Here is a 24,282-nt window from a genome sequence, read left to right on the forward strand (position 1 = left end):
TAAATCTATGAAAAACATTGGGGATGGATAAAAGCGCCAACTAGGAAAAATTTTCCGCTTTATAAACAAAAACAGGGTCAACCTCCGTATTCATTTGCAAAGGGCATATCGCTCTGACGAAAGACTATTGCAAGGATGCAAAATTATAAACCTGGAGGTTTACTATGTCTCTCATCATTAACAACAACTCTATGGCGAACACCGCAGCTCGTAACCTTAACTCCGCATACAGCGATTTAACTAAATCAACGGAACGACTTTCTTCCGGTATGCGTATTAACAGCGCGGCTGATGATGCAGCTGGCCTTGCTGTACGTGAAATGATGCGTGCAGAAGTAACTACATTGAATCAGGGTGTTCGTAACGCGAACGACGCTATTTCTATGATTCAGACTGCTGATGGTGCTCTTTCTGTAATTGATGAAAAGCTTATCCGTATGAATGAGCTTGCTGAACAGGCTGCTACCGGTACGTACACCGATGACCAGCGTGCTATCATCGATCAGGAATACCAGACAATGGCAGAAGAAATCACACGTATTTCCGACTCCACAGACTTCAACGGGCAGAGCCTGCTGAATGGTTCTCTTGAAGAAGGTGCTTCATACGAAGATGCAAGCGGCGCTACACAGACCGGTAGCTCAATGACTGTTCATTTCGGAAGCGGAAACGATGCTGACGAAGATAAATACAGCATTGAACTGGAAGACGTAAGCTCAGGCGCATTGGGCGTAGGTGGCGACTCTCAGGATTACAAAATTAATGAAGACGGTCTTGCAACTACTCAGGACGGTAGAGCAATCTATTCAAATGATGACGGCGAAGTGTACATTGAAGGTGATGATCCTGCTGTGACAGGCGCGCCTACTGGTTACACTCAGGTTCAGTTGAAGGATACAGTTGCTGACGCTACTGAGGTGCAGGATGCAACAGATGATTTGACAACTCTTGCTGAAGCAGGCGTTACAACAGCATTTACCGGTGCTGCCGGTGGTACTTCTACGGATGTTCAGATTGATGGTGAAGACTTGGAAGCCAGTTTTGATGCGACAACCGGGAAGCTGACATACGATGTTGGTGGTGGTGGTGACGTCGTTTCAATTGAAGCTGATTCAAGCGATCTTCTTATTGGTGCCAATAAAATGTATGCAACCATTGATGCAGACGGCACAGTTGCTTTGCATGAGGCAACAGGTACTACTATTCCTGATGCTGGGTACGCAGTTTCTGTTGATACTGATGGTAATCTGAACATTAACGTTGAGGGTGATGACAAAACGCTCCTCACATCAACAGGTTCTGACGGTTCTGTGAATTATCACATTGCGGATGAAAGCACTGATATCCCAGCGGATGCTTCGGTAATGAACATTGCGAAAGATTCTGTTGAGACAACCTTTGAAGTTGCTGCTGATGGTTCTGCAACACTTGGTGCCGTTGCTGTAAATGTTAACGCTGGTGCCTACGAGCTATCAGGCGGTGCTGCAGCAACATTTACAATGGGCGTCGAAACAGTCTCAGACGAAGAGCTTGCAAGCTTTGGCAAAGAACTCGGCAAAACAGACGAGTACGCAGGTTCCAGCATTGCGACTCAGGAAGGTGCACAGGCTGCACTTGGTGCTATTAAAGAAGCTATTGAAATGAAAGACAAAAACCGTGCAAACCTTGGTGCGTACGAAAACCGTCTTGAAGCTACTATCTCTAACCTTGAAGTTCAGAGTGAAAACCTCTCAGCCGCTGAGTCCCGCATTTCCGACGTGGACGTAGCAACCGAAATGACTGAATACACCCTACGTCAGACCATTTCATCCGCTGCAACTTCAATGCTTGCTCAGGCTAACACCCTGCCGCAGAACGCATTGCAACTTATCGGATAAGTAATTCAAAGCCACATGACTTAATGGCTTTACGCTAGAATGACTTACCGCCCCTGATTTTTCCAGGGATCAGGGGCGGTTTTTCATATAAACGAAAATATAGAGCGCAAACGATCTCGCAAGAACCCTTAAGGGCTTGTGAGGTTTTGTTTGCGCTTTTTTAGTAACTATAAAGAACGTGTTAATTAGCCGGATTTTTATATGAAAAATCAGTAAATTCATATGTTGCTTTATAAACGAAACCGTAAGCCTCCGCGTATTTATTTACATAGCGTAAAGCGAAAATGGAAAGTCATTGCAAGGATGCAGAATTACAAACCTGGAGGTTTACTATGTCTCTCATCATCAACAACAACACTATGGCAAACACCGCAGCTCGTAACTTGAACAGCGCATACTCCGATTTAACCAAGTCTACAGAACGCCTTTCATCCGGCATGCGCATCAACAGCGCAGCAGATGACGCAGCAGGTCTTGCTGTTCGCGAAATGATGCGCGCAGAAGTTACTACATTGAATCAGGGTGTTCGAAATGCGAACGATGCGATTTCTATGATTCAAACTGCAGATGGTGCTTTGTCTGTTATTGATGAAAAGCTCATTCGTATGAATGAGTTAGCTGAACAGGCTGCTACCGGTACCTACACCGATGAACAGCGCGCTATTATTGATCAGGAATACCAGTCTATGGCAGAGGAAATTACACGAATTTCTGACGCAACAGATTTTAACGGTACCAAGTTGCTGGATGGCTCTTTGAATGAAGGTGCTGAGTATCTCGATGATGACGGCCAGCCGCAGACTGGTAGCTCTATGACAATTCATTTCGGCACCGGAAATGATGCTGATGAAGATAAGTACGCGATTGATATTGAAGATGTAAGCTCTGGTTCTCTTGGTGTCGGTAGTGAATCTTTGGATTATGTCATTGATGACGACGGACTTGCTTCCACCAAAGACGGCAACGCTATCTATGCAAATGAAGATGGTGATATTTATATTGAAGGTGATGATCCGGCAGTGCTGGGGCACCTACAGGGTTTACTCAAGTTCAGCTTAAAGAAAAAGTTATGGCAGACACAACAGAAGAAGCGGATGCAAAAACAGATTTAGAAAACCTTGTTGCTGTTCCAGCTCTAGGTACAGCAGGGGCAGTTTTGGTGGATGGCTCTTCTGTTCATGGCTCCATTGATGCTGATGGTAATCTTGTATACACCGTGGACGGAACCGCTGATGCGACTTCTGACATTGCTGTGACTGATACTGGGCAGCTGAATATAGGTACTGGCGCAACAGCAAAAGCAGTATACACAACCGTTGATACAGACGGCACCGTATCCTTCAAAACTGTTGCCAATGCAGGCGATCCGATTCCAGAAGCCGGTACCGCGGTTGAAGTAGATGCCGATGGGAATTACACCGTCAATGTTGGTGGCGAAGATAAAAAAATTCTTACTTCAGAAGCAGCTGACGGCACAACTAAGTACTATATTGAAGATGTTTCTGAGGACGTTCCAGACTCTGCCGCAGTGATGAATGTTGGTGGAGATGTTGTTGAACAGAATTTCACCCTTGCAGATGACGGTAGTGCAACACTTGGCACTGTGGCGATTCAGGAAGGTGGATCTGGTTATGCGTTAACAGCTGCAACTGCTGGTGCGGGCGCCGCGGCAGTCAGTTTTGATATGACTGTTGCCAGTATTCCTGATGACGAACTTGCTGATTTTAGAAAAGAACTGGGTGGCACAGAAGAGTATGCAGGCTCAAGCATTGCGACACAGGCAGGCGCACAGGCTGCCCTTGATGCCATTCAAGATGCTATTGAGATGAAAGATAAAAACCGTGCAAATTTAGGTGCATATGAAAACCGTTTAAGCGCAACAATTTCTAACCTTGAGATTCAGGCTGAAAACCTCGGAGCCGCTGAATCCCGTATTTCAGACGTTGATGTGGCAACAGAAATGACAGAATACACCTTGCGCCAGACTATTTCATCCGCTGCAACGTCAATGCTTGCTCAGGCAAACTCCTTGCCGGAAACTGCTTTGAAATTAATTGGCTAAGATTTTACCTATTCGGAAGTAGCAAGCTATGGCTGCTTGCTGCCAGCCCCCGATTCTCCTGCAGGAGTCGGGGGTTTTTTGTGGCGTAGTGTACGGCTGGTAAGGCTTTGTATTGTGTCCGTACCGCGTTTCGCCTCTGTGTTGAAGTGGGGGTAACGCTTCTAATTGCTGTTTTGTTTTGAGCCATCTGCTTTACCTTTTTGTGCGTATAGCAACCCGCCATTCTCTTTACCGTTTCATAGCCAGTCTGTGGTTTCGACTGCCCCTATAATCTGGAGTGCTGCTAATGAGAATGGCTCTGCTACCACACTGTTTTTAGCACCTTATGTTGCCCGTTGTTATTCTGCTTTGATGGTTAGGCAATATTTACCTCATGCTAAATCTGCACTGTAAAACCCTCCACTAGGCAAAATTTTCCGCTTTTTTATCCGAAAAATACTCCAATTTAGCGTCTGAATCTAAAGAAAGGTTAAGGAAGCTTGCTTTATCTTAATCACTTTTCTCTCTTCCCAATATTTCTCTAACAAACTGTAACTATAAGTTTAGCATACTTTTATAGAACCATAATGTTGTTGGGCATGTGAGTTGCTTTAATAAGGGCAGGGAGTTCAAGATGAAACAATGCTTACAAGAGAAAAATAGTTCAGATATCTATAATGATTTCTTTGTTGATCATACAACTTTAATAAAAAGAACGATCGTATCTATATTAAAGAAGTTTAATTCACGCATAGATTCAACAATAGTAGATGAAGCTTTTCAAAATGTAGCACTTAAAATTATCAAGAATAACTATCTTGCTAAGTATGACAGTGCAAAAGCAAAACTATCATCTTGGATTTACGTCATAGTTGAGACTTCTATTATTGATGATTTAAGAAAACAACAAAAACATAGAACGGAAACATTAGATGAAACTTTTACAATAGGCGTCACAACGCATTTCTTTACAGTTAGAAACTATATCCCAAAGAGCTTACTGACTGAAAGACAAATGGAGATACTTATTCTCACTATTGAAAAAGAATATTCAACAAAAGAAGCCTCAGCTGTGCTGTCTTTATCGGAAAGCGCTGTTCGGTGCCTTAAGCATCAGGCGCTACGACGTTTACGTAATTATTATACTAAATATGACTCCTACGGGGGAAATCATGACCATTAGCGGCGTCAGTTCCAGCCAGGACATAACCACAAGTTCGACCCAGAGTAGCACTACGTTCAGTGAAGTTGACTACATGATATTGCTCGCAGCCGAGCTTCAATATCAGGACCCTACTGACCCTATGGATACAGACAAGCTCACTGAGCAGACTTGTATGTTTTCACAGCTTGATGAGTTGCAGAGCATCAATTCTCAGATAGGTGATCTTGGTGAGGCGCTAAATCGAACCGATCCTGTTTCGTATCTGGGACGGGAGGTAGAGGTTGAGGGAGATACTCTGGTTATGAAAGACGGTGAACCGTCTGAGGTTACCATGTATCTGGCTGAAGACGCCGACTCTGTCATTATCGATATCTATGATTCGCAAGGCAACATCGTTGCCATGCAGAATCTGGGTTCCATGTCAGTTGGTTTTGAACAGATAGAATGGGATGGAACTTTGCTGACTGGCGAAACAGCAGAAGACGGCACATACACCATCGGGGTGCGTGCGTTGGATGAAAATGGTCAGTCTATTGAGACAGCAACAACTATTAAAGACACCGTTGTTTCTGTTGCCAATAGCTCAAATGGTACGGTTTTGACCCTTGGTGGCGGAGCGGTTGTTGATTTTACAGATGTTATTTCTGTCAGTGTTGCTGAGGAGGAAGCGTAATGAGTATTACAGGTTCAATGTACAATGGTATCTCAGGGTTGCAGGCACAGAGTCAGGCTACTTTGGTAGTCAGTAACAACCTTGCTAACTCCAGTACGGTTGGTTTTAAAAGCTCCAGTGTTATTTTTCAGGATGTTTTTTACGAGACAGTGCGTGCCGGTCAAACCGGTAATGGTGTTTCTGTAGCTAATATTGATACTGACTTTTCGCAGGGTTCGTACCAGACGACTGGCTCTAATACTGACCTCGCAATTACCGGTGACGGGTACTATATGGTTAAAGATCCGGCAAACCAGTCCGTGTATTACACTCGAGCCGGTAACTTCGATTTTGATGAGAATGGATATCTCGTAGACCCTGAAGGCAATCGCGTTCAAGGCTGGGAGATGGAGAACGGTAGCCCTACAGGTGCGATTGGTGACATTCAGATTGATGACTCCCAGTCTCCACCGAAAGCAACGAACAGCATTCAGATGTCCATAAACCTTAATGCATCAGCTGAAGATAATAGTGTTGCAACGGTTGATGATAACGGAACACCTGCTGACCCGACCGATGATACAACAAGCTGCGCGTACACTGCTTTGTTTGATATGTACGACGGAACAGCTTCTCCTGCGCTCGACCAGAGCCGCTATGAATATCAATCCACAATTACTGTATATGATGAAGCAGGCGGTACGCATGAACTGACCGTATATATGGACCCTGTTTCTGTGGATGCCGACGGCAATACCGTGTGGGAATACACAGTAGCCAGTAATCCCGGAGATGATCACCGAGAAGGATTTGAAGGGACAGAATCCGCCGGTTTGTTGATGGCAGGCACCCTAACTTTTTCTCCTTCCGGTGATATGACTTCAATGACTGCGTACACACCGGTAGCATCAACAGGTGCTGGGTTTGACGGAAAAAGTGCTGCAAACTGGACTCTCGCAGAATTTGACGCCGCCGGTGTACCTGTTTTGGAAACTAACTTCTCCGGTAGTGCCGAAAATCAAAAAATGTCTTTCAACTTTGGTATGACTAACAAAGATCATGATACCGCAGGCGGTTGGACTGGTGCCGTGGATAACGACGGTGATGGCGTTGCCACTCTTGCTGATCTACAGAACGGCGGTGTTGATGTTGATTACACAGACCTTCCCGGTTTCAACGCGCCGGTAATAAGCCATTCAGGTACAACCTGTTATGAATCAAACTCTGCCACACTTGGATTGTATCAGGATGGCTTTTCAACTGGCACATTACAAGATGTAACAGTTGACCAGAGCGGTGCCATCAGCGGACAATATTCTAATGGCCAGACAATTGAGCTGTACGCCCTCGGGCTTGCAGATTTTTCAAATGAAGGTGGATTAAGTTCGCAGGGCGGAAACAAGTTTCTTGATACAGCAGAGTCTGGGGAACCTATCATAGGTCGTCCGGGCGTAGGTGGCATGGGGGGCGTTCAGTCTAATACTCTGGAGATTTCCAACGTGGATATGGCGCAGGAAATGACCAACCTTATTATCCTTCAAGCTGCGTATCAGGCAAACAGTAAGGTTATTACAACTGCGGATACTTTGCTGCAGACAGCTATTAACTTGAAGAACTAGTAGCTGGTTTATGAGGAGTATGCATGATTAATACGATCTACAATACTGGCATAAACGGTGTAGTTAATTCGCAAGCCAGTGTTAACGTAACTACGAATAATATTTCGAATGCAGACGTGGCGGGGTACAAAAAACAGACCCCTATTTACGAAACGTCCGGCTCTATAAAATCTCATGGATTACATATCGGTACCGGTGCACAAATTGCCGGTATCGAAGCCTCCATGAATTACTTTGTAGAACAGCAGTACCTTTCCACATCTGCTGATGCTGCAAAGTTTAATCAGCAGCTTGCCTACCAAATGCAGCTGGAGGGAACCCTCGGACAATCTGACACAACAGGTCTGAATGCTGCATTGAGCGGATTTTTCGGCGGATGGAACACACTGTCCTCTGACCCTACACAGCCTGGTGCGTGGGAAGAGGTACTCAGTACTGCTCAGGGAATTGCCTCTACATATAATGATACATATGCGCAGATGGAAAAGATTTATACATCCATAAATCAGGAGATTTCTGCACAGGTATCAGAAGCAAATTCACTGATGGATCAAATCGCTGCATTAAACGCGCAGGTTGCTTCTAATCCCACAGACAATCAGGCGGTTGATGCTCGGGATCAGGCAATTCGTGAACTTTCAACGTATATGAATGTAACGGTTGAATACCAGAACGACGGCACGGTAACACTGCTAGCAGAAGGTCAGTACACACTGGTTGAAGGCCAGCAGACGTATCATCTTTCCAGCCAGTCCGCGCAGGCACGCGAGTCCTTGGTTCCTTCTTCGTCATTTGATGGAAACGTACAGTTTCAGGGTGAATCCAGTGAAGAGATTATGCTCGAGTTCATTGATGCCACCCATTACAAGGTCTCGTATGATGGTGGAAAAACATGGGCGACGGATGAAAGCGGCAATTCGGTTGTATATGAAGCTGGTGATGCTGATAATCCGGAAAATATCGCTGGAGTTGATGTCTGGTTTTCCACAACATCAGGCACTCACGCGGCTGGTGATAGATACGTAATTACCCCTAAGACTGGATTGTATTTGGAAAAAGGCGACGGGTCATACCTGAACCTTACGCCGTTATCCAATGATCAAGGGATGCTTTCTTCAAATAAAGTAACTTCAGGATCTATTGCAGGATTGTTTATTACTCGTGATGATTCTGTCATGCCGACAATGGATGCCTTGGACGGACTTGCTCAGTCCGTTATCTGGGAAACAAACGTGGCGCATTCAAAGGGTGCAGGTCTTGAACATCACACCAGTCTTTCCGGATCGTACGAAGTGGATGATTCCACCGTGCCGCTTTCAGAAAGCGGGTTGTTTTTCGGTGATAAACTGGAATCCGGAGATGTAGAATACGTTCTATATAATGATGACGGTTCGATTGCCTCTACTGTGTCCATCACTGTCGATCCTTCCACAGATTCTTTAGATGATATTGCTGCGAAGATTAATGCCGCATCAGGTGGCGATCTTACAGCAACAGTTTCTGCTGACGGAACGCTTGAAATGGCTTCGGGAACAGGGCTGTCATTTGAAGTGGCGCAAGATGATGCGAATTTGATGGCGGGCTTAGGGCTGAATACTTTTTACACGGGCACTTCTGCTGAAACCATTGCTGTGAACAGCTACGTTTCAAACAACCCGCAGCATATTAATGCCGGAGCAGTGGGCGAGGATGGCTCAGTCACCAGCGGTGATAACAGCACAGCATTGCAGCTTGCAGCCCTTGCAGAAAAAGATGTGTCGATAACTGCAGGTGGCGTGACCTACACGGATTCACTCTCAAGTTTTTCCAGTATGATCGTTGCCGATGTCGGCGCGGATGTGATGCTGGCGGAGCAGAATCAGGCGTATGCGCAAGGTTCTAACGAATATTATTACGAGTACCAGTTGTCATCCAATGGTGTGAACGTTGATGAGGAGCAGCTGAACCTTATTAAATATCAGCAGCAGTACGAAGCATGTGTAAAAGTTATTACAACAGCACGCGAGATGTTCGATGAAGTGCTGGATATGCTGTAGGAGATCGTTATGAGAATCGCAACATCCCAAATTTATACAAGTTCATTGCAACAGATCAATAAATCCCTTGGTAATGTGATGGAATTGAAGATGATGACGAGTACGCAGAAAAAGCTGAATGCTCCATCTGACGATCCATCCGGTGCGGCTTTAACTATGCAGCTGCGTGCGTATTCCGCAACGCTGTTGACCTACGAAGAAAACTGCACGGTTGCTGAAGGGTATTTAGGGACAGCCGATGGAGGGTTGCAGCAGACAAGTGAAATTCTGATGAACGTCAGTGAACTTGCAGAACAGGCTGCCACGGAAACATACACGAAAGAGCAAATGGAAAGTATGGCCATTGAGCTACGACAGGATATGGAATCTATTTTTCAGATGAGCAATACCAAGCTTGGCGAAGTATACCTGTTTTCTGGAAATGATATCGAAAACAGCGCCTATGAGAAGGGTGTTGGTGTAACGATTGATGATCCTACCATGACACATGCTGATGTTGTTTCCGTGCAGGGTGATGCGTCTCAAACAGTCTTTATTCAGATGACAGAATCCGGAACCATCGGCGGAGTAGACGACCTTGAGTACCAGTATTCCACAGACGGTGGTGATACATGGACAACAGGGACTTTACTTGCTGGAGATACAGAGATCATTGCCGGTGATTCTTCCATTACCTTGGCGACAGGAACAGTTGTAACCGCAGAGGACGGCAGCGGCGAAGGGACTAATCTTTATATCAGAGCTGCGTATGAATACACTGGCAGCAATGAAGAGCTTGCTCTTGCCATCGGAGAGGATTCAACCCTTGATGTGACGTCTGATGGTTCATCCGTATTCGGTGGTGTTGATCCCGAAACTGGTGAGCCATATCCGGAACCAAACTTATTCGAAGCTCTGGGTGATCTCATGGTTTACATGGAAACTGGGAACACAGAGGGCGTGGCATCATGCATTGAAACAGTTAATGCTGCCTATGAGCAGATGCTACAGAAAGCCGCCAGTGTCGGTGCACGGCAGAACACCGCGCAGAATACCGCGACCGCAATTTCCATTACAAAAGATCGCAGTATTTCCCAAATCAGTGCTGTTGAAGATGCGGATGCAACACAGTTGTCTGTGGAAATGGCTCAGGCAGAATATGTGTATCAGGCTGTGCTCTCCACAACTGCAAGCGTGTATCAGCTTAACCTTCTAAGCTACTTATAGGGGGGTACCATGTCATATATTTCTTCTGTATCATCCGATGTAATGTCTTATCAGCCTGTGACTTCTTCTGGCGCAGTTAACTTTACCGGTCTTGGAAACGGGACAGATTTTAACGAGATTATTGATGCTCAGATTGAGGCGGAGAGTTATACAAAGAAAAAGTATGAAACCAAGCTGGCAGAAACCGAAGCTTGCTCTGCTTTGCTGGATGAGCTTGTCACTTCAATGGGTGAGCTGGATAAAACGCTTGATGACAAGAACTCCATGAGTGAATTTCTTGCAATGTCCGTAGTGTCGTCAGAAGAAGGTATAGCCGGTAAAGTGACAGGCGATGTGCAGGAGGGAAGTCACACTATTGAGGTGAACCAACTCGCCCAGAGTGATATATGGGTGAATACGAGTTTGACGTATTCTGAACCCACGGATGTTATTACTGATGTGGATTCAGTGTTTGCATTTGAGTGCGATGGTGAAGAAATTTCTATAGAGGTTCCTGCAAATACAACCGCACAGCAATTGGTTGATATGATCAATTCAGATCCGGTTGCGCGAGATCTAGTCAGTGCGGATTTGTTGTCGGACGGTGATGAATTGTACTTTAGGCTTTCCGGTTCTGAAACAGGGGCAGACCACGCGATTACTGTTTCAGGCACAACCACTCTTGCTGACTTTACATCTGCTGAATTTTCGAACGTGCGTACTGCGCAGAATGCAAAGATGAAGGTCGACGGGTTCCCTGCCGGTGCGGACGAGTGGCTTGAGCGTGAATCAAACACGGTGGATGATGTTGTGCCGGGGCTTGAGTTAACGTTGTCAGACACAACTGAAGGGAGCGTAAACCTTACAGTCACATGTGATACGGATGTTACAAAAGAAAACATTGAATCCTTTCTTGAGGAAGTTAACACGCTGATTCGAGAAATTCAGGAGTTAACAGGCCGCGTTGTTACCTACGTGGAAGATGAGGATTCCGGCGATAAGATGGAGGCATATACCATCGACAGTTATGCACTCGACATGGTGTACAACGATATAAAAAGTCAGATGTCCATGTCTGTTGTGGGATTCAGTGGTGAATACGATACTTACAATGCCTTGTCTCAACTTGGGCTGTATACAGATACAGATGAAGGGTCAGAGACTTTTGGTCAGTTGGTGATCGAGGAAGAAGATCTCGATAAGGCTCTGGAAGAGAATCCCTATGCCGTTGCTGAATTACTGAGCTGCTCAAATAGTGGAATTAGTGATACGCGAGGAGTGCAGGTTACGTCGACAATTGAAGGCATTACAGATCCTGGTGCCTATGAGTTTGAATATACCGTTGTGGGCGGGGAAGTAGTTTCTGCAACTGTAAATGGTGAACCGGCAGCTATTGACGGAAACACGGTTACGGCTGCGGCTGGCACTTCCGCAGCAGGTATGGTGCTTGAAATTTCTAATTTAGATGAAGGAAGCCATTCTGCTGATCTGCGCGTGAAGGAAGGTATTGTCGCCCAACTTCAGACAGCAATTGAAACATGGACAAATGCTGAGGATGGCACCCTGACTACGGTATCCGATACGTACGATGCAGATGCCACCAAATTAGAGAACGATATCTACTATCAGGAAGAGCGCCTTGCAAAGATGGAAGCTAACTTGCAACGCAAATATGCCGTTTTAGATGGGCAGCTTGCATACTATACAAATTTACAGAGTAGTTTAACTGCCATGATCTCGCAGACAGGGTAGGAACTTGATACAGGTGCTGCCTCTGGCGATGGGGGTACCTGTGTCATATATCCATCTATGAAAGCAGATAAATAGGCGTTCTAGCGGCACATTCTATATGACGGGTTTATGTTTCAACTGACTATCTAAATTTGCTATCTAAATTTGGCAATCTAAGCCCGAAGATTCAAAACTGACCAGCTAAGTTTGAATCTCCAAGCCTGACCAGCTAAGCCTGAAGACCCAGCCCTGAGCGTGGCTATTGAAAGCACACTGAAGAAATTCTCTTCAATGTGCTTTTTTGTTTTAGAACCTGATGTGTTAACTGTTGTAGTTAGTGTATAACTGCTGCCTGTTTTTCGATATGGCTATTTAAAACATAAGGTCTGTGCACTGGGTAGAACTCTGTTTGGCATCAAAAAAAAGCACATGGTGGATAGTTCGTACTAAATCTGTTTCCCGACTTTGAGGGTAGTGAACTGATATCTAGTGCAGGTTTAAGCGTAGGTTTTTCTTTGTTCTTTTGGAGGCGTTGTGTGCAGGCTGGTTAGGGGTACGTCCCTAAACGAGGGAGGTTGAATCGTTTTCAGCGCTAAACAAAATGGACTATTTTGGTAGAAAAACAAAATGAATTACGTTTTATATTCTTTTTTTTGAGTCATAAAAGTAATTACGTCCGGTTTGGCACAACTAGAAAATGACTCTGTAACAACATGATATTAGAAGCAAAATTTTTTATTACCATTCTATAATCGATATAAAACAAAAGAAATTGGGTGGGGGGTATGTCTTTTTTGTCAAATGTTGGCTGTGTTGACACTGTTATGATTTATCTGTTCTACAGATAAGCCACGTACATTCCTTATATAGTGCATAGATAACGGAATATGGACAGTTGTTGCTTGATGTGGAAATTTGCTCAGTTGTTTGATCCTCAAGTGAGCATTGTAGAAGATATCTTTTGTACTGTTAAAACTGACAATATAGCAAACGATGTAAAGTGTTTTACGGTGTGATATGGCGTAATTGCATGTTGTTTGTTGTGTTTTACTAGCTGTAACAGGGTCGATTGGTAGATTATACAGGGCGACAATAAGTACATGTTGATATTGCATGAACCAGTACAAGCATATGTGGAAGTGTTTGTATTGTAGCGAACGTACTGGTTTTCTTTATATTTGAGTTGTAATGGAGTTGCGAATGCAAAGAAGAACGTTTTTGAAGACGACTGCAGCAGCAGTAACTGCCACCGCATTTACAGGGCTGGGGCCTGCATTTGCTTTGGATAATGTAGTGAAAGAAGCTGGAGAGAGTAAAATCCAGTGGGCTAAGCAGACCACATCAATTTGTGCGTTCTGTTCCGTTGGCTGTGGTTTGCTGGTGCATACCAATAAATCAACCGGACGCGTTGTAAACGTAGAAGGTGACAGCGACCACCCAATTAACCGTGGTTCCCTTTGTGCTAAAGGTGCTAGCTCCATTCAGATGACTGTAAACGTCGCCAGACCTACCCAGTGTATGTACCGTGCGCCGTACAGTGATAAGTTTGAAGTGAAAGATTGGGACTGGTGTAAAAAACGTATTGCAAAGCTCATCAAAAAATCTCGTGACGAATCTTTTGAAGAGAAAAACGCAGCAGGTAAGGTTGTAAACCGTACAATGGGTATTGCCTCCTTAGGCTCCGCTGCTCTTGATAACGAAGAATGTTATGCAATGCATTCCTTCATGCGTTCTCTCGGTCTGGTGTATGTGGAACACCAGGCGCGGATCTGACACAGCGCAACTGTAGCGGCTCTGGGAGAGTCGTTCGGACGTGGTGCCATGACCAATCACTGGAATGATTTACAGAACAGTGATTGCATTTTGATTATGGGCAGTAACCCTGCCGAGAACCATCCAATTTCTTTTAAATGGGTAACAAAAGCTCAGCGTGCTGGTGCCAAAGTTATCCACATTGATCCTCGCTTTACCCGTACCTCTGCTCGTTCCGATATGCATGCCGCGCTTCGCTCCGGTACTGATATCGCTGTGCTCGGTGGTATGATTAACTATATCCTGCACGAAAAGCGTTACTTTAAAGAGTACATGGTGGAATACACCAACGCTTCCTTCATTGTGGGCAAAGATTTCGGTTTTAAAGACGGTCTGTTTACCGGTTTTGATCCTGCTAGCCGTTCCTACGATAAGTCCAAATGGGCATTCGAAATGGACAGCAAAGGCAATCCAAAACAGGACAAGTCTCTCGCGCATCCGCGTTGTGTATTCCAGATTATGAAGAAACATTACGAGCGTTACACTCTCGATAAAGTTTCCTCCATGTCCGGTGTATCCATCGAAGATCTCAAGCAGCTTTACACATTGTACACTGAAACCGGTACAGCTAAAAAAGCTGGTACCATCATGTACGCAATGGGCTGGACTCAGCACTCCGTAGGTGTACAAAATATTCGCGCAATGGCTATGATCCAGCTTATGCTTGGTAACATGGGCGTTGCTGGCGGCGGTGTTAACGCATTGCGCGGCGAGTGTAACGTACAGGGTTCAACAGACTATGCGCTGCTGTACCACATCCTCCCGGGCTACCTTAAAACTCCGCTTGCTGGTCAGGATACTCTTGAGCAATACAACAAGGCATTTACTCCGGTTTCTCATGATCCGAAGAGTGCTAACTGGTGGAGCAATTATCCTAAATATTCTGCAAGTCTTATCAAGGCTATGTACGAAGATGATGATCCTAAGGATGCCTATAATTATCTGCCGCGTCTTGATTCGCATAAATCCAGTGAATATTCATGGCTTCCGCTTATCGACCGTATGGCAGACGGAAAATTCTCCGGTGCACTTATTTGGGGTATGAACCCTGCTTGTTCCGGCTCTGACTCCGTTAAGACCCGTAAGGCTCTCGGTGAGTTGGACTGGATGGTGAACGTTAACCTGTTTACCTGTGAAACAAGTGACTTCTGGAAAGGCCCGGGCATGGATCCTAAGACCATCAAAACCGAGACTTTCTACCTCCCGTGTGCATCCGCAATCGAAAAAGAAGGTTCTGTTTCCAACTCCGGTCGCTGGATGCAGTGGCGTTACAAAGCTCAGGAACCGCAGGACGGCGTATTGACCGACGGTCACTACTTCCACGAACTGTGGGAAGAGCTTGCACACCTCTACGAAGAAGAGGGCGGAGCATATCCGGAACCAATTACCCATCTTACTTTCAACAGAATGTGTGAAGCGGATGAAGCTGGTCATTACCACTTCAGCGCCCAGCAGACAGCACGTTTGTGTAACGGCTGGTTCACCCGTGATGTAGAAGTAAAAGGGAAGAAGTTTAAAAAGGGACAGCAGGTTCCTAGCTTCGCATATCTTCAGGACGACGGCTCTACCACTTCCGGTAACTGGCTCTACTGTAACTCCTACACTGATGAAGGAAACAAAGCAGAGCGTCACGACAGCACACAGACAGCAGAACAGGCAAAAATTGGTCTGTATCCTAACTGGACTTGGTGTTGGCCGGTTAACCGCCGTATCATTTACAACAGAGCTTCCTGTGATCCAAAGGGTAACCCTTGGAACCCGGAAAAAGCTGTCATTAAATGGAACGGCGAAAAATGGATTGGTGACGTGCCGGATGGTGGCTGGAAACCAGGAACAAAGCATCCATTCATCATGCTCAAGCATGGTATGGGACAGCTCTTTGGTCCCGGTCGTGCCGATGGTCCTCTTCCAGAGTACTATGAGCCGCTTGAATGTCCTATCGACACCCATGTATTCTCCAAGCAGTTGAATAACCCGACTGCTGTTCATTTCGAAAAAGAGAAAAAAGCTGTTGCAGACGAGAACTTCCCGTTTGTTGCATCTACCTACCGCGTGACTGAACACTGGCAGACTGGTTCCATGACCCGCTGGATGAGCTGGCTTGTGGAAGCAGAACCGCAGATGTTTGTAGAGATCAGCCCTCAGCTTGCAAAACTTCGTGGTTTTGAAAACGGCGAGAAAATCGTTGTTGAAAGCCTTCGTGGTTCCCTGTGGGCAATCGCGATGGTTACTGATCGTATTCAGCCGTACAAAATTGCCGGTAAAGACGTGCACATGGTTGGCATGCCTTGGCATTACGGTTGGGTAACACCGAAAGACGGTGGCGATTCTGCAAACTTGGTTACCCCTAACGTAGGTGACCCGAACACCGGTATTCCAGAGTACAAAGCCTTTATGGTTAACGTACGCAAATGGAAGGAGGGTGATGCATAATGACTAAAGGTAAAGCTTTTTTTGTAGACCTTACCCTGTGTACTGCATGTCGTGGTTGTCAGGTTGCTTGTAAGCAGTGGAAAGACCTGCCGGCAGAACAAACCCGTAACGTGGGCTCTCACCAGAACCCGCAGGATTTGTCTGCAAAAACTATCCGTCTTGTCCGCTTCAATGAAGTGAAAGAAGACGGCAAGCTCAAGTGGCTTTTCTTTCCAGAACAGTGTCGTCATTGCATTGAACCGCCATGTAAAGATATTGGCAACATGTATGCAAAAGGTGCTGTAAAGCAGGATCCTGTTACCGGCGCTGTCATTATGACAAACAAAACCGCTGGTATTAATCGTCTTGAAAGCTGGGAGCTCTGCCCGTACAACGTTCCGCGTCGTGATGAAGAGAGCGGCATCTGGAACAAGTGCGATATGTGCATTAACCGCGTGACGAAAGGTATGCTTCCTGCCTGTGTGAAAAGCTGTCCGACTGGCACCATGAATTTTGGTGACCATGACGAAATGCTCGCAATGGCAAAAGCGCGTCTTGCTGAAGTTCAAAAAACTAATCCGGACGCATATCTTGCAGATCCTGAACACGTTCGCGTGATCTACCTCTGTGAATCAGCACCGGAAAACTACCATGACAAGCTTGTTGCATCAGCAGCACAGCACGAAAACATGGTAGCAGCAGCGCCAAAAGCGAAAACCGTAACCCGCCGTGGTATGTTTAAAAGCGTACTCGGTGAAAACAAAAACGCATAATACAAGGGAGATAGCATGAAAAAGTTATGTATCATTTGTCTGCTTTGTATCTGTGCAATCGCTACCGTTGCCTTTGCAGAAGAAGCAGTAACATCTGGGCCGGACGATATAGTCATCAACCGTGTTGAAGGTAATAGCGATCGCGATTTGTCCGTTACATTCAACCATTCCAGCCACGAAGGGTACTCATGTAATACATGTCACCACAAATGGAAGGATCCAGAAGCAAAGCCTAAGTTTAGTGCTCCAGTAAAAGATACCGTGCCGCCAAAAGGTTGCGTGTCTTGTCATAGCATTACAACAATGGATGAGAGCAACAAATGGCGCTCCTATTTCCGCGCTATGCACAAAAAAGGTGTTCGTCCTTCCTGTCTTTCCTGTCATATCGAAGAGTTCGGTAACGACAAGGAAATGACCGGCTGTTACGAGTCTGCATGTCATCCGGATGGCATTTACTAAGCCATAATTAAAAAAACAGCACACGGTACTCCTTCACATTCTCAACCGTTGCTGGATGAAAAAATGAAATCCCCCGTAGATAGTAATCTACGGGGGATTTTTTTTATTTTGTTTTGTTTATGTCTGCGACGCNTTTTTTGTCTCCGACGGCTGGGGGAAACCCTTTTGGAAAAGGGTTCTCCCCCAGACCCCTTTCCTAAAACTTTTATTATGCGAAGGAAGCCCGTTAATAAATTTTTCACGCGGCTTCATTTCACTGACTAGAGGTACAAAAAGGCTGTCCCTCAGATGAAGGACAGCCTTTTTTCATTTCTAGAAAGGTAGTGAGGCTAAGCCGCGAGGTTACGGAAACAATAAGCTGGCTTCGCATAATAAAAGTTTCTGGAGATTCTTAAGAACCTCTTGCAAGTTTTAGCCGTTAACGAGTTCTTCGAGTTTTACGGATAAAGACAGCAGAGCGAGGTTCTTAAGCCGCCGGAGGCAAAAAAAACAGTCAAAGACATAACTAACTATCAAGCAAGATACCCGTTATCAGGCATGACGGTTATGGTTTCAGATTCCATGCCGTCTTGCAGAGTAATGGTGAGGTCGTGTGGTAACGGGGTGCTGCCGGTGATATCGGTGCAGGGAGTTCCCTCTCTGTTAAAGTAGAGAGTAAAGCTCGAGATAGTGATGCTACCTTTAAGCCGATAGACTTCCTCGGCACCGGGGAGTTTTGAAATATTTTCGGGGGAATTTTCGAACAGGAAGTAACCAATATTTTGGCTGCTTTGTATACCATATATATGGTTGTAACACTGGGAGAAGGTTTGGGCATGGCGGATGTGCATGCGTAAAATGTCTGCCGCGCCTGCAAGGCTTTGATCATTAGGCGTAAGTCTAGAAAGGATCACAATAGTAATGAACCCAGCTAGTATGAGGATGAATAGAATTTGTGGCAGAGTGAAAACATGCATGCACGTCTCCTGTAATCACAGAGTGTTGTTTATATATGCCCGTTATCCTTCTTGTGTATTGATATGGTTGCGTAAAAGCTAACCCGAAACGCCTGTCCCTTTGCGTCTGGTTTAGCCAGCCTGTTCTTTTTGAGTAAGATTTTCTACGCTATCATGCAACCGTTTACTGTGAATGTGTGTTTCAAAATCATGTTTCAATTTTTTCTGCTGAATATTTTGTAGGATATCTGTCAGTAACAAAAAGAAAAAAAAGCAGTTGCAATTGCTTCGCGTTAGCACTCTGTGTCACAGATAATGGAGCGTGATGAACTGGCTGTTGAAAACATACGGTTAGAATATGAATACACACTTTAGAACCTTTCTTAGTATGCCATTTTTAGAGAAGTATAAGAACCAAAAAAATCCGTTGTAACGCAAGTGCGTTGCAACGGATTTGTTCTTATATCAATAAAAAGAAAGTTTTTTTATTCTTTATCCCACTCTTCTAATTTCACCCATGTAACTTCATGCTTGTTGCATGAGAGATGAATAATTTTAGAGTTCGGAATCTGTTTGAATTTTTCCAGTGTTTCATAATCTGTATCAGCCTGAAATTTGATGGTGCAGGCGAAGTTACGGCATTCACCGTGTTCAAGCCAGCGTTCTACAAGTGTGTAGAGGCGTTCCGGATAGCAGATAACGTCACTGAAGAGCCAGTCGATTTTTCCAGCATGGCGTGGATCAAGCCCGAATGCGCTGCCTGTACAGAAGTTAACGTTCGGCATTGAACCGATGCTCGGGGTGATTTCTGCTTTGTCGACGCTGAAAACATGTGCGCCTGTGTTGGCGATAACCCAAGTCCAGCCGCCCGGGCAGCTACCGAGATCAAGGCAGAGTTCTCCTTCTTTCGGGCTGCGTTCCAGTACTGTGAAAAGTTCCCACAGCTTGAGGTAGGCACGGGTTGGGGACGTTTCTTTGTCTTCTACAAAGTTGAGCTCACCATCAGGGTATGGGCTTGTGCAACGGCTTGCCGCGATGATGGTGTTAGCATCCCACAGAGTCCATGAGCCTAATGGTGCAGTAGGTTTTGGTGCGCCGTATTCAATGCGCTTTGCAGAAACATGTGGCAGCTTGGCTTGAATAAGTTTTGCACGGCGGTGGTTGTCCACAGTGTGCAGCCACCAGTTGCGCTGGATAGCTTTAAGCTGTTTTGCACCATCCCCGATTGAAGCAATAGGGATTTCGACAGGGTTTAACCAGATGTTTTGTGCCCATACGGTTTTCTGCACGCCACCTTTAGCGATAAACAGACGACCCTTGTGTGCAACAATATTTGTGAGCTCTTTTTCAAGCTCGTGTTCAAACCCGCGAGGGGCAAGATATAGCGTATTATTATTCATTGTATTCAAGTACCATTTTCTGCAAATTTTTGCGGCATATCGCCGGAACGAAGTGCGGTGTACCTTAATGGTACTAGATAGGGCAAGAACGAGAATGCGCTAAATGCGATAATCGTAAAAAATATTTATTTGTAACTCACTGTACTTATTGTGATGATCTTTTCCTATAGAATTTTAGACAAAGCGCATAAAAAAAAACGAGAAGTGCCTGCTCTGCACTTCTCGTTCTTTTTATTCCCCTCCGGTCAGCCGTTCCTGCTCAAAACAGCGCTGGAGCTATAAGGGATGAGGATGAAATTTATATGTAACGCTTAAAGCGTTTTCTTTTTTAAGGGGGGCGGCATGCCTGCCGCCCCAACGGGAGTAGGTGTTTCAGTCGTCTACTTTAAAGAGGTGTGCGTTATACACGTTCTTAAGTGTTAACGATGCTAGATCGTTAGATGGATACTTTTTATTGCTCTATATTAACAATCACGGAGTGTGATGTGATTGGTGTCGTTTGTTATTTCTTATATAGCAGGGAGCGTGCCAAAAGTGTGAAGTCTTTTAAATCAATATGTTATGATGTAAACAAAGTTCATTGGTTGTGCAACTTGTGCAATAAATAGCGTGCACAAATTGCGCTTTTTTGCACAAGGTGCACTTTTTTTTGGAGTTTCTGCATATTTTTTAAGAAGGTTGAGGAGTATATTGTGATTCTTTTTGAGTTCACGTATTTTGCGGAGATATTTTTTAGAATCTAGAATGCGGCATGTTCGCAGAACTCAGGAGAAATTATGCGCCCTAGGCACATTCCTTCTATATTACAGTTTACGAAATCAATTTGGCAGCCAGTAGCTGCAAGTTGGTGTGATGAAGGTATCGAAGCCATTGTTGTGGACGGAACCGTCGGTAACGGTCACGATACTATGTTTCTTGCTGATCTTATCGGCGAAAACGGGCATGTGTACGGTTTTGACGTGCAGAAGCCCGGGCTTGAGAATACTCGGGAGCGACTTGAACAAAAGGGGCTTGGGGAGCGTGCCACGCTTTTTCATGCCGGACATGAGACCGTAGGTGAACATCTTCCTGAAGGAATTGTTGTTGCTGGTGCCATGTACAACCTTGGTTATCTACCGGGGAGTGATCATGCGGTCATTACTCGCGCTGATACGACGATTACATCTTTGCAGCAGTTGTTACCTTTGCTTATGAAGAATGGTATTGTCACCGTACATATATATACGGGACATGAGGGTGGAGTTGTCGAGGGCGACAAAATTCAGGCGTGGTCGACGACATTGCCGTGGAATCAGTTCCGTGTGGCTCAGTATGATTTTCCGAATAAGAAAGTAAACAAAGAGCACTTGCTCGTTATCGAGAAGTTTTAAATTTATATACGGGGTAGGGTATGACTGAAGAGACTGTTTGGCCTGATAAGACTGATACTGATTTGTGGGAAGAGGTTCGTGCTGCGATTATTGAGAAGCACGGTGACCGGTTTGATGATGCGCACATGCGCAAGGCTTTTGATCTTACGTGTGATCATTTTGAAGATTATGTTTCGCGCAGCCGGTTCTTCAAGAAAGCTCTCATGAATTGTGTATGGGAACGGCCTATTATCTCCAAAGAGCAACAAGTCTACTAGAAAAATTGAGTCACGCCCGCACATCGCGACGTTACTTCGAAAAAGCTAAACTCTCGTGTAGGCTTACTACACGTCGAGCTTAGCTTTTTCTTGTGCCTTGCGCTGCACAGACGTGACTCAATTTTTCCGTTATGTACTTCGTACAGAGTGCGCACCCCTAGGGCACTTGTTCCCGCATGGTGTCAAAGACACACCAACGGTTGAATGCCGCTGCCAACAATATGTAATCAACCATGAATATGACATTGACCCTAGAGCGCTGACCAAACACTCCCCTAACCAGCCGATACATAATCGCGGTCAAGGGGGCGTCCCCCTTGCGGGTACAGGGCAGAGCCCTTGTCCCTCGGAGAGCCGTCGGAGACACCTTTGGTGCCGCCGTCGGAGACTCATTGAAGGTGCAAAGAAAATCAAAATTCAAAAATAAAAAAAGGGATGCAGTCGCATAAGCGATTGCATCCCTTTCGTATTATTTGAGAACAGCTTCGATTTAAACAACAAATCTATAAGAAAGCAAAAGAGTTGAGAGCAATAGATCTGAGAGCTTCATTCGAGGAGCTGTCTCAAAAATATTGTGATTACATTTCAGTAAGAACAGCGCCTGCTGATGCCTTCTTAGCATTTTCTTTTGCGAAAAACTCACGAGTTTCGTTCACTACTACACCGGAAAGACCGAGCAGACCGATAAGGTTCGGGATAGCCATGAGGCCGTTCACGATGTCTGCAAGAATCCAGATGAGATCAAGCTTGAGGAATGCACCGCAAGCGATGAGAGCAATGTAGATAAAACGGTACGGCATGATGGCTTTAACACCGAAGAGATACGCTGTGCAGCGTTCGCCGTAGTAGTTCCAGCCGATGATTGTTGTGAACGCAAAGAACATGAGACCGATAGTAACAGCGTACTTACCGATGTCACTTCCAAGACCCATTGCAAATGCGGAGTTTGTCATGGCTGCGCCTGCAAGACCCGGTGTGTTCCATGCGCCTGTGAGAACGAGCACGATACCTGTCATGGTACAAACGATAATGGTATCGAAGAAAGTACCTGTCATGGCGATAAGACCCTGACGTACGCAGGAATCAGTCTGTGCTGCGGCTGCTGCGATAGGTGCGGAACCAAGACCGGATTCGTTGGAGAACACGCCTCGGGCAACACCGTTACGCATTACCATAAGTACGGTAATACCCGTTGCACCGCCGAATGCTGCGGATGGATTAAACGCACTGTCGATGATGAGGCTGATTACAGCCGGAATCTCAGACAGGTTCAGTAAGATAACTGAGATGGAAGTAATGATGTAGAGAACTGCCATGAATGGAACAATGCGACTGGCTACAGCAGCGATGGAACGAATACCACCGAGGGTAACAACAGCAACGAGAACTGTAAGAAGTGTGGCAGTGAGCCAGATCGGGGAATCGAAGGTAAGCCTTGCAGCATCTGCAATAGCGTTAACCTGTGCGAATGTACCAATACCGAAGAAGGCAACACCGATACCGAAGAGCGCAAACATACGTGCGAGCAGCTTGTTGTTTAAGCCGCGCTCAAGGTAGTACATCGGGCCACCGGCCATCTGACCGTTTTCATCAACTACACGGTATTTGATAGCGAGCAGTGCTTCAGCATACTTGGTAGCCATTCCGAAAAATGCAGCAACCCACATCCAGAAAAGTGCACCCGGGCCACCAGCGGTGATCGCAGTTGCTACGCCGACAATGTTACCTGTACCGATGGTAGCGGACAAAGCCGTACACAGAGCAGCAAAAGGAGTAACGTCACCAGCTTTAGTGGAAGCTTTACGTGAAGCAGGGGAAAAAACGAGTTTTAACGCTTTTGGCAGGTGTACAACCTGTAATGCGCCAAGACGAATGGTGAGGAACAGGCCGGTTCCTACGAGTAGGATAAGCAGCGGTGGTCCCCATACGAGGGAATCAATTGTGTTGAGAAGTTCTGTAATATTTTGCATCTCGTCTCCTAAAAAATTAATTAATCAGGATGGATGAGATGAGTCTCTGAGCGGAAGGGAATAGATATGCGCAGCCACGGGCGTTGGATACACCTGTGCTGATACACCACTCTGTCCATGGTACCTGAGAGTTTCACCTTGCACAGCAAGGCTTGCTCCTTCGGTGCTTCGCAACATGCGAAGTCTCTCCAGAGGCTCGTCGGGAAGCAGTCCTTTTGCCTGAAAGATTTACTTCTTCGGCGGTGTCTTGCGACACTCTCTCCTGCAACCGTCATCCGAAATTGTGAAATGGCTGTTTATATAACCAAATAATTTTTTGCAAGGAGAAAGCGGTAAGAAAAGAAAGTAAGTACTCTATTTCAAGAAATCTTAATAAATAGAAAAAATTATTTCAATATATGCAAATTAAGTGAATTAGGTGCAAAATCAATCAGTTAATAGGTGAGAATTGAGTTTTTTGACAATAATGTAAGTAGACAGGGTTTCAAAGTGTGTCTAGAAAGGCTCATCAGTTGTCGAGATGTCCTTGTTTGATATGAATGAGGGCACAAACAATGTCGCTTGTTACTGTAAAGACTGGTGATGTTA

17 protein-coding genes and 1 riboswitch are annotated in these 24,282 nt (G+C 45.4%); of the genes, 14 read left to right on the top strand and 3 right to left on the bottom strand.

Annotated features, from left to right (window positions below):
• Nucleotides 1–164: 164 nt before the first annotated feature.
• The 12 genes from MKHDV_RS19170 (at nucleotide 165) to MKHDV_RS04090 (ending at nucleotide 17,762) form a co-directional block, all read left to right on the top strand.
• On the top strand, nucleotides 165–1,877 hold the full coding sequence (locus tag MKHDV_RS19170; protein WP_160712522.1) for a flagellin: 1,713 nt from the start codon (nucleotides 165–167) through the stop codon (nucleotides 1,875–1,877).
• A 332-nt stretch (nucleotides 1,878–2,209) separates the two neighbouring features.
• Nucleotides 2,210–2,989, top strand: coding sequence for a flagellin (locus MKHDV_RS18855; RefSeq protein WP_254060406.1), 780 nt, complete (start codon nucleotides 2,210–2,212; stop codon nucleotides 2,987–2,989).
• Nucleotides 2,947–3,939 (top strand): flagellin, encoded by a 993-nt coding sequence (locus MKHDV_RS18860; protein WP_254060407.1) that lies wholly within the window; start codon nucleotides 2,947–2,949, stop codon nucleotides 3,937–3,939. Before MKHDV_RS18855 ends, MKHDV_RS18860 begins: the two co-directional genes overlap by 43 nt.
• Nucleotides 3,940–4,552: 613 nt before the next feature.
• On the top strand, nucleotides 4,553–5,101 hold the full coding sequence (locus tag MKHDV_RS04050; protein ID WP_160712524.1) for an RNA polymerase sigma factor: 549 nt from the start codon (nucleotides 4,553–4,555) through the stop codon (nucleotides 5,099–5,101).
• Complete coding sequence (locus MKHDV_RS04055) at nucleotides 5,091–5,756, top strand: flagellar hook assembly protein FlgD (RefSeq protein WP_160712526.1); 666 nt, start codon at nucleotides 5,091–5,093, stop codon at nucleotides 5,754–5,756. Before MKHDV_RS04050 ends, MKHDV_RS04055 begins: the two co-directional genes overlap by 11 nt.
• On the top strand, nucleotides 5,756–7,354 hold the full coding sequence (locus MKHDV_RS04060; RefSeq protein WP_160712528.1) for a flagellar hook protein FlgE: 1,599 nt from the start codon (nucleotides 5,756–5,758) through the stop codon (nucleotides 7,352–7,354). Before MKHDV_RS04055 ends, MKHDV_RS04060 begins: the two co-directional genes overlap by 1 nt.
• A gap of 23 nt (nucleotides 7,355–7,377) precedes the next feature.
• Entirely contained in the window at nucleotides 7,378–9,390 is a 2,013-nt protein-coding gene (locus MKHDV_RS04065; protein WP_160712530.1) for a flagellar hook-associated protein FlgK, read from the top strand.
• Between the two features lie 9 nt (nucleotides 9,391–9,399).
• A complete protein-coding gene (flgL, locus tag MKHDV_RS04070; protein ID WP_160712532.1) occupies nucleotides 9,400–10,596 on the top strand; it encodes a flagellar hook-associated protein FlgL in 1,197 nt (398 codons plus the stop codon).
• 9 nt (nucleotides 10,597–10,605) lie between these two features.
• A complete protein-coding gene (gene fliD / locus MKHDV_RS04075; protein ID WP_160712534.1) occupies nucleotides 10,606–12,327 on the top strand; it encodes a flagellar filament capping protein FliD in 1,722 nt (573 codons plus the stop codon).
• 1,173 nt (nucleotides 12,328–13,500) lie between these two features.
• Complete coding sequence (gene fdnG, locus MKHDV_RS04080) at nucleotides 13,501–16,551, top strand: formate dehydrogenase-N subunit alpha (protein WP_160712840.1); 3,051 nt, start codon at nucleotides 13,501–13,503, stop codon at nucleotides 16,549–16,551.
• The gene (locus tag MKHDV_RS04085; protein WP_160712536.1) at nucleotides 16,551–17,303 is read left to right on the top strand and encodes a 4Fe-4S dicluster domain-containing protein; all 753 of its coding nucleotides are present in this window, start codon (nucleotides 16,551–16,553) and stop codon (nucleotides 17,301–17,303) included. The genes fdnG and MKHDV_RS04085 overlap by 1 nt, the downstream gene beginning before the upstream one ends.
• A 15-nt stretch (nucleotides 17,304–17,318) precedes the next feature.
• Nucleotides 17,319–17,762, top strand: a complete 444-nt coding sequence (locus MKHDV_RS04090) for a cytochrome c3 family protein (protein WP_160712538.1) — start codon at nucleotides 17,319–17,321, stop codon at nucleotides 17,760–17,762.
• 512 nt (nucleotides 17,763–18,274) lie between these two features.
• On the opposite strand, the gene MKHDV_RS04095 is transcribed toward MKHDV_RS04090, so the two are convergent.
• Together MKHDV_RS04095 and MKHDV_RS04100 are read right to left on the bottom strand one after the other, a co-directional pair.
• The gene (locus MKHDV_RS04095) at nucleotides 18,275–18,718 is read right to left on the bottom strand and encodes a hypothetical protein (protein ID WP_160712540.1); all 444 of its coding nucleotides are present in this window, start codon (nucleotides 18,716–18,718) and stop codon (nucleotides 18,275–18,277) included.
• Between the two features lie 464 nt (nucleotides 18,719–19,182).
• Nucleotides 19,183–20,097, bottom strand: a complete 915-nt coding sequence (locus MKHDV_RS04100; RefSeq protein ID WP_160712542.1) for an SAM-dependent methyltransferase — start codon at nucleotides 20,095–20,097, stop codon at nucleotides 19,183–19,185.
• A gap of 776 nt (nucleotides 20,098–20,873) precedes the next feature.
• On the opposite strand from MKHDV_RS04100, the gene MKHDV_RS04105 reads away from it, so the two are divergent.
• Both MKHDV_RS04105 and MKHDV_RS04110 read left to right on the top strand, forming a co-directional pair.
• On the top strand, nucleotides 20,874–21,467 hold the full coding sequence (locus tag MKHDV_RS04105) for a class I SAM-dependent methyltransferase (RefSeq protein ID WP_160712544.1): 594 nt from the start codon (nucleotides 20,874–20,876) through the stop codon (nucleotides 21,465–21,467).
• A 20-nt stretch (nucleotides 21,468–21,487) separates the two neighbouring features.
• Nucleotides 21,488–21,724: a hypothetical protein gene (locus MKHDV_RS04110; protein ID WP_160712546.1), complete on the top strand. Its 237-nt coding sequence runs from the start codon at nucleotides 21,488–21,490 to the stop codon at nucleotides 21,722–21,724.
• Between the two features lie 578 nt (nucleotides 21,725–22,302).
• On the opposite strand, the gene MKHDV_RS04115 is transcribed toward MKHDV_RS04110, so the two are convergent.
• Nucleotides 22,303–23,694 carry a sodium:alanine symporter family protein gene (locus tag MKHDV_RS04115; RefSeq protein ID WP_160712548.1) on the bottom strand — a complete coding sequence of 464 codons (1,392 nt, stop codon included), beginning with the start codon at nucleotides 23,692–23,694 and terminating at the stop codon, nucleotides 22,303–22,305.
• Between the two features lie 101 nt (nucleotides 23,695–23,795).
• Nucleotides 23,796–23,896: riboswitch (glycine riboswitch) on the bottom strand.
• Between the last annotated feature and the right edge of the window lie 386 nt (nucleotides 23,897–24,282).

Source organism: Halodesulfovibrio sp. MK-HDV, from assembly GCF_009914765.1.
GTDB lineage: Bacteria > Desulfobacterota > Desulfovibrionia > Desulfovibrionales > Desulfovibrionaceae > Halodesulfovibrio.

Bases quoted from the DNA above. Each gene is read 5' to 3' on its own strand.
- MKHDV_RS19170 (WP_160712522.1), top strand. From the start codon at position 165: ATGTCTCTCATCATTAACAACAACTCTATGGCGAACACCGCAGCTCGT.
- MKHDV_RS18855 (WP_254060406.1), top strand. From the start codon at position 2,210: ATGTCTCTCATCATCAACAACAACACTATGGCAAACACCGCAGCTCGT.
- MKHDV_RS18860 (WP_254060407.1), top strand. From the start codon at position 2,947: ATGGCAGACACAACAGAAGAAGCGGATGCAAAAACAGATTTAGAAAAC.
- MKHDV_RS04050 (WP_160712524.1), top strand. From the start codon at position 4,553: ATGAAACAATGCTTACAAGAGAAAAATAGTTCAGATATCTATAATGAT.
- MKHDV_RS04055 (WP_160712526.1), top strand. From the start codon at position 5,091: ATGACCATTAGCGGCGTCAGTTCCAGCCAGGACATAACCACAAGTTCG.
- MKHDV_RS04060 (WP_160712528.1), top strand. From the start codon at position 5,756: ATGAGTATTACAGGTTCAATGTACAATGGTATCTCAGGGTTGCAGGCA.
- MKHDV_RS04065 (WP_160712530.1), top strand. From the start codon at position 7,378: ATGATTAATACGATCTACAATACTGGCATAAACGGTGTAGTTAATTCG.
- flgL (WP_160712532.1), top strand. From the start codon at position 9,400: ATGAGAATCGCAACATCCCAAATTTATACAAGTTCATTGCAACAGATC.
- fliD (WP_160712534.1), top strand. From the start codon at position 10,606: ATGTCATATATTTCTTCTGTATCATCCGATGTAATGTCTTATCAGCCT.
- MKHDV_RS04085 (WP_160712536.1), top strand. From the start codon at position 16,551: ATGACTAAAGGTAAAGCTTTTTTTGTAGACCTTACCCTGTGTACTGCA.
- MKHDV_RS04090 (WP_160712538.1), top strand. From the start codon at position 17,319: ATGAAAAAGTTATGTATCATTTGTCTGCTTTGTATCTGTGCAATCGCT.
- MKHDV_RS04095 (WP_160712540.1), bottom strand. From the start codon at position 18,718: ATGCATGTTTTCACTCTGCCACAAATTCTATTCATCCTCATACTAGCT.
- MKHDV_RS04100 (WP_160712542.1), bottom strand. From the start codon at position 20,097: ATGAATAATAATACGCTATATCTTGCCCCTCGCGGGTTTGAACACGAG.
- MKHDV_RS04105 (WP_160712544.1), top strand. From the start codon at position 20,874: ATGCGCCCTAGGCACATTCCTTCTATATTACAGTTTACGAAATCAATT.
- MKHDV_RS04110 (WP_160712546.1), top strand. From the start codon at position 21,488: ATGACTGAAGAGACTGTTTGGCCTGATAAGACTGATACTGATTTGTGG.
- MKHDV_RS04115 (WP_160712548.1), bottom strand. From the start codon at position 23,694: ATGCAAAATATTACAGAACTTCTCAACACAATTGATTCCCTCGTATGG.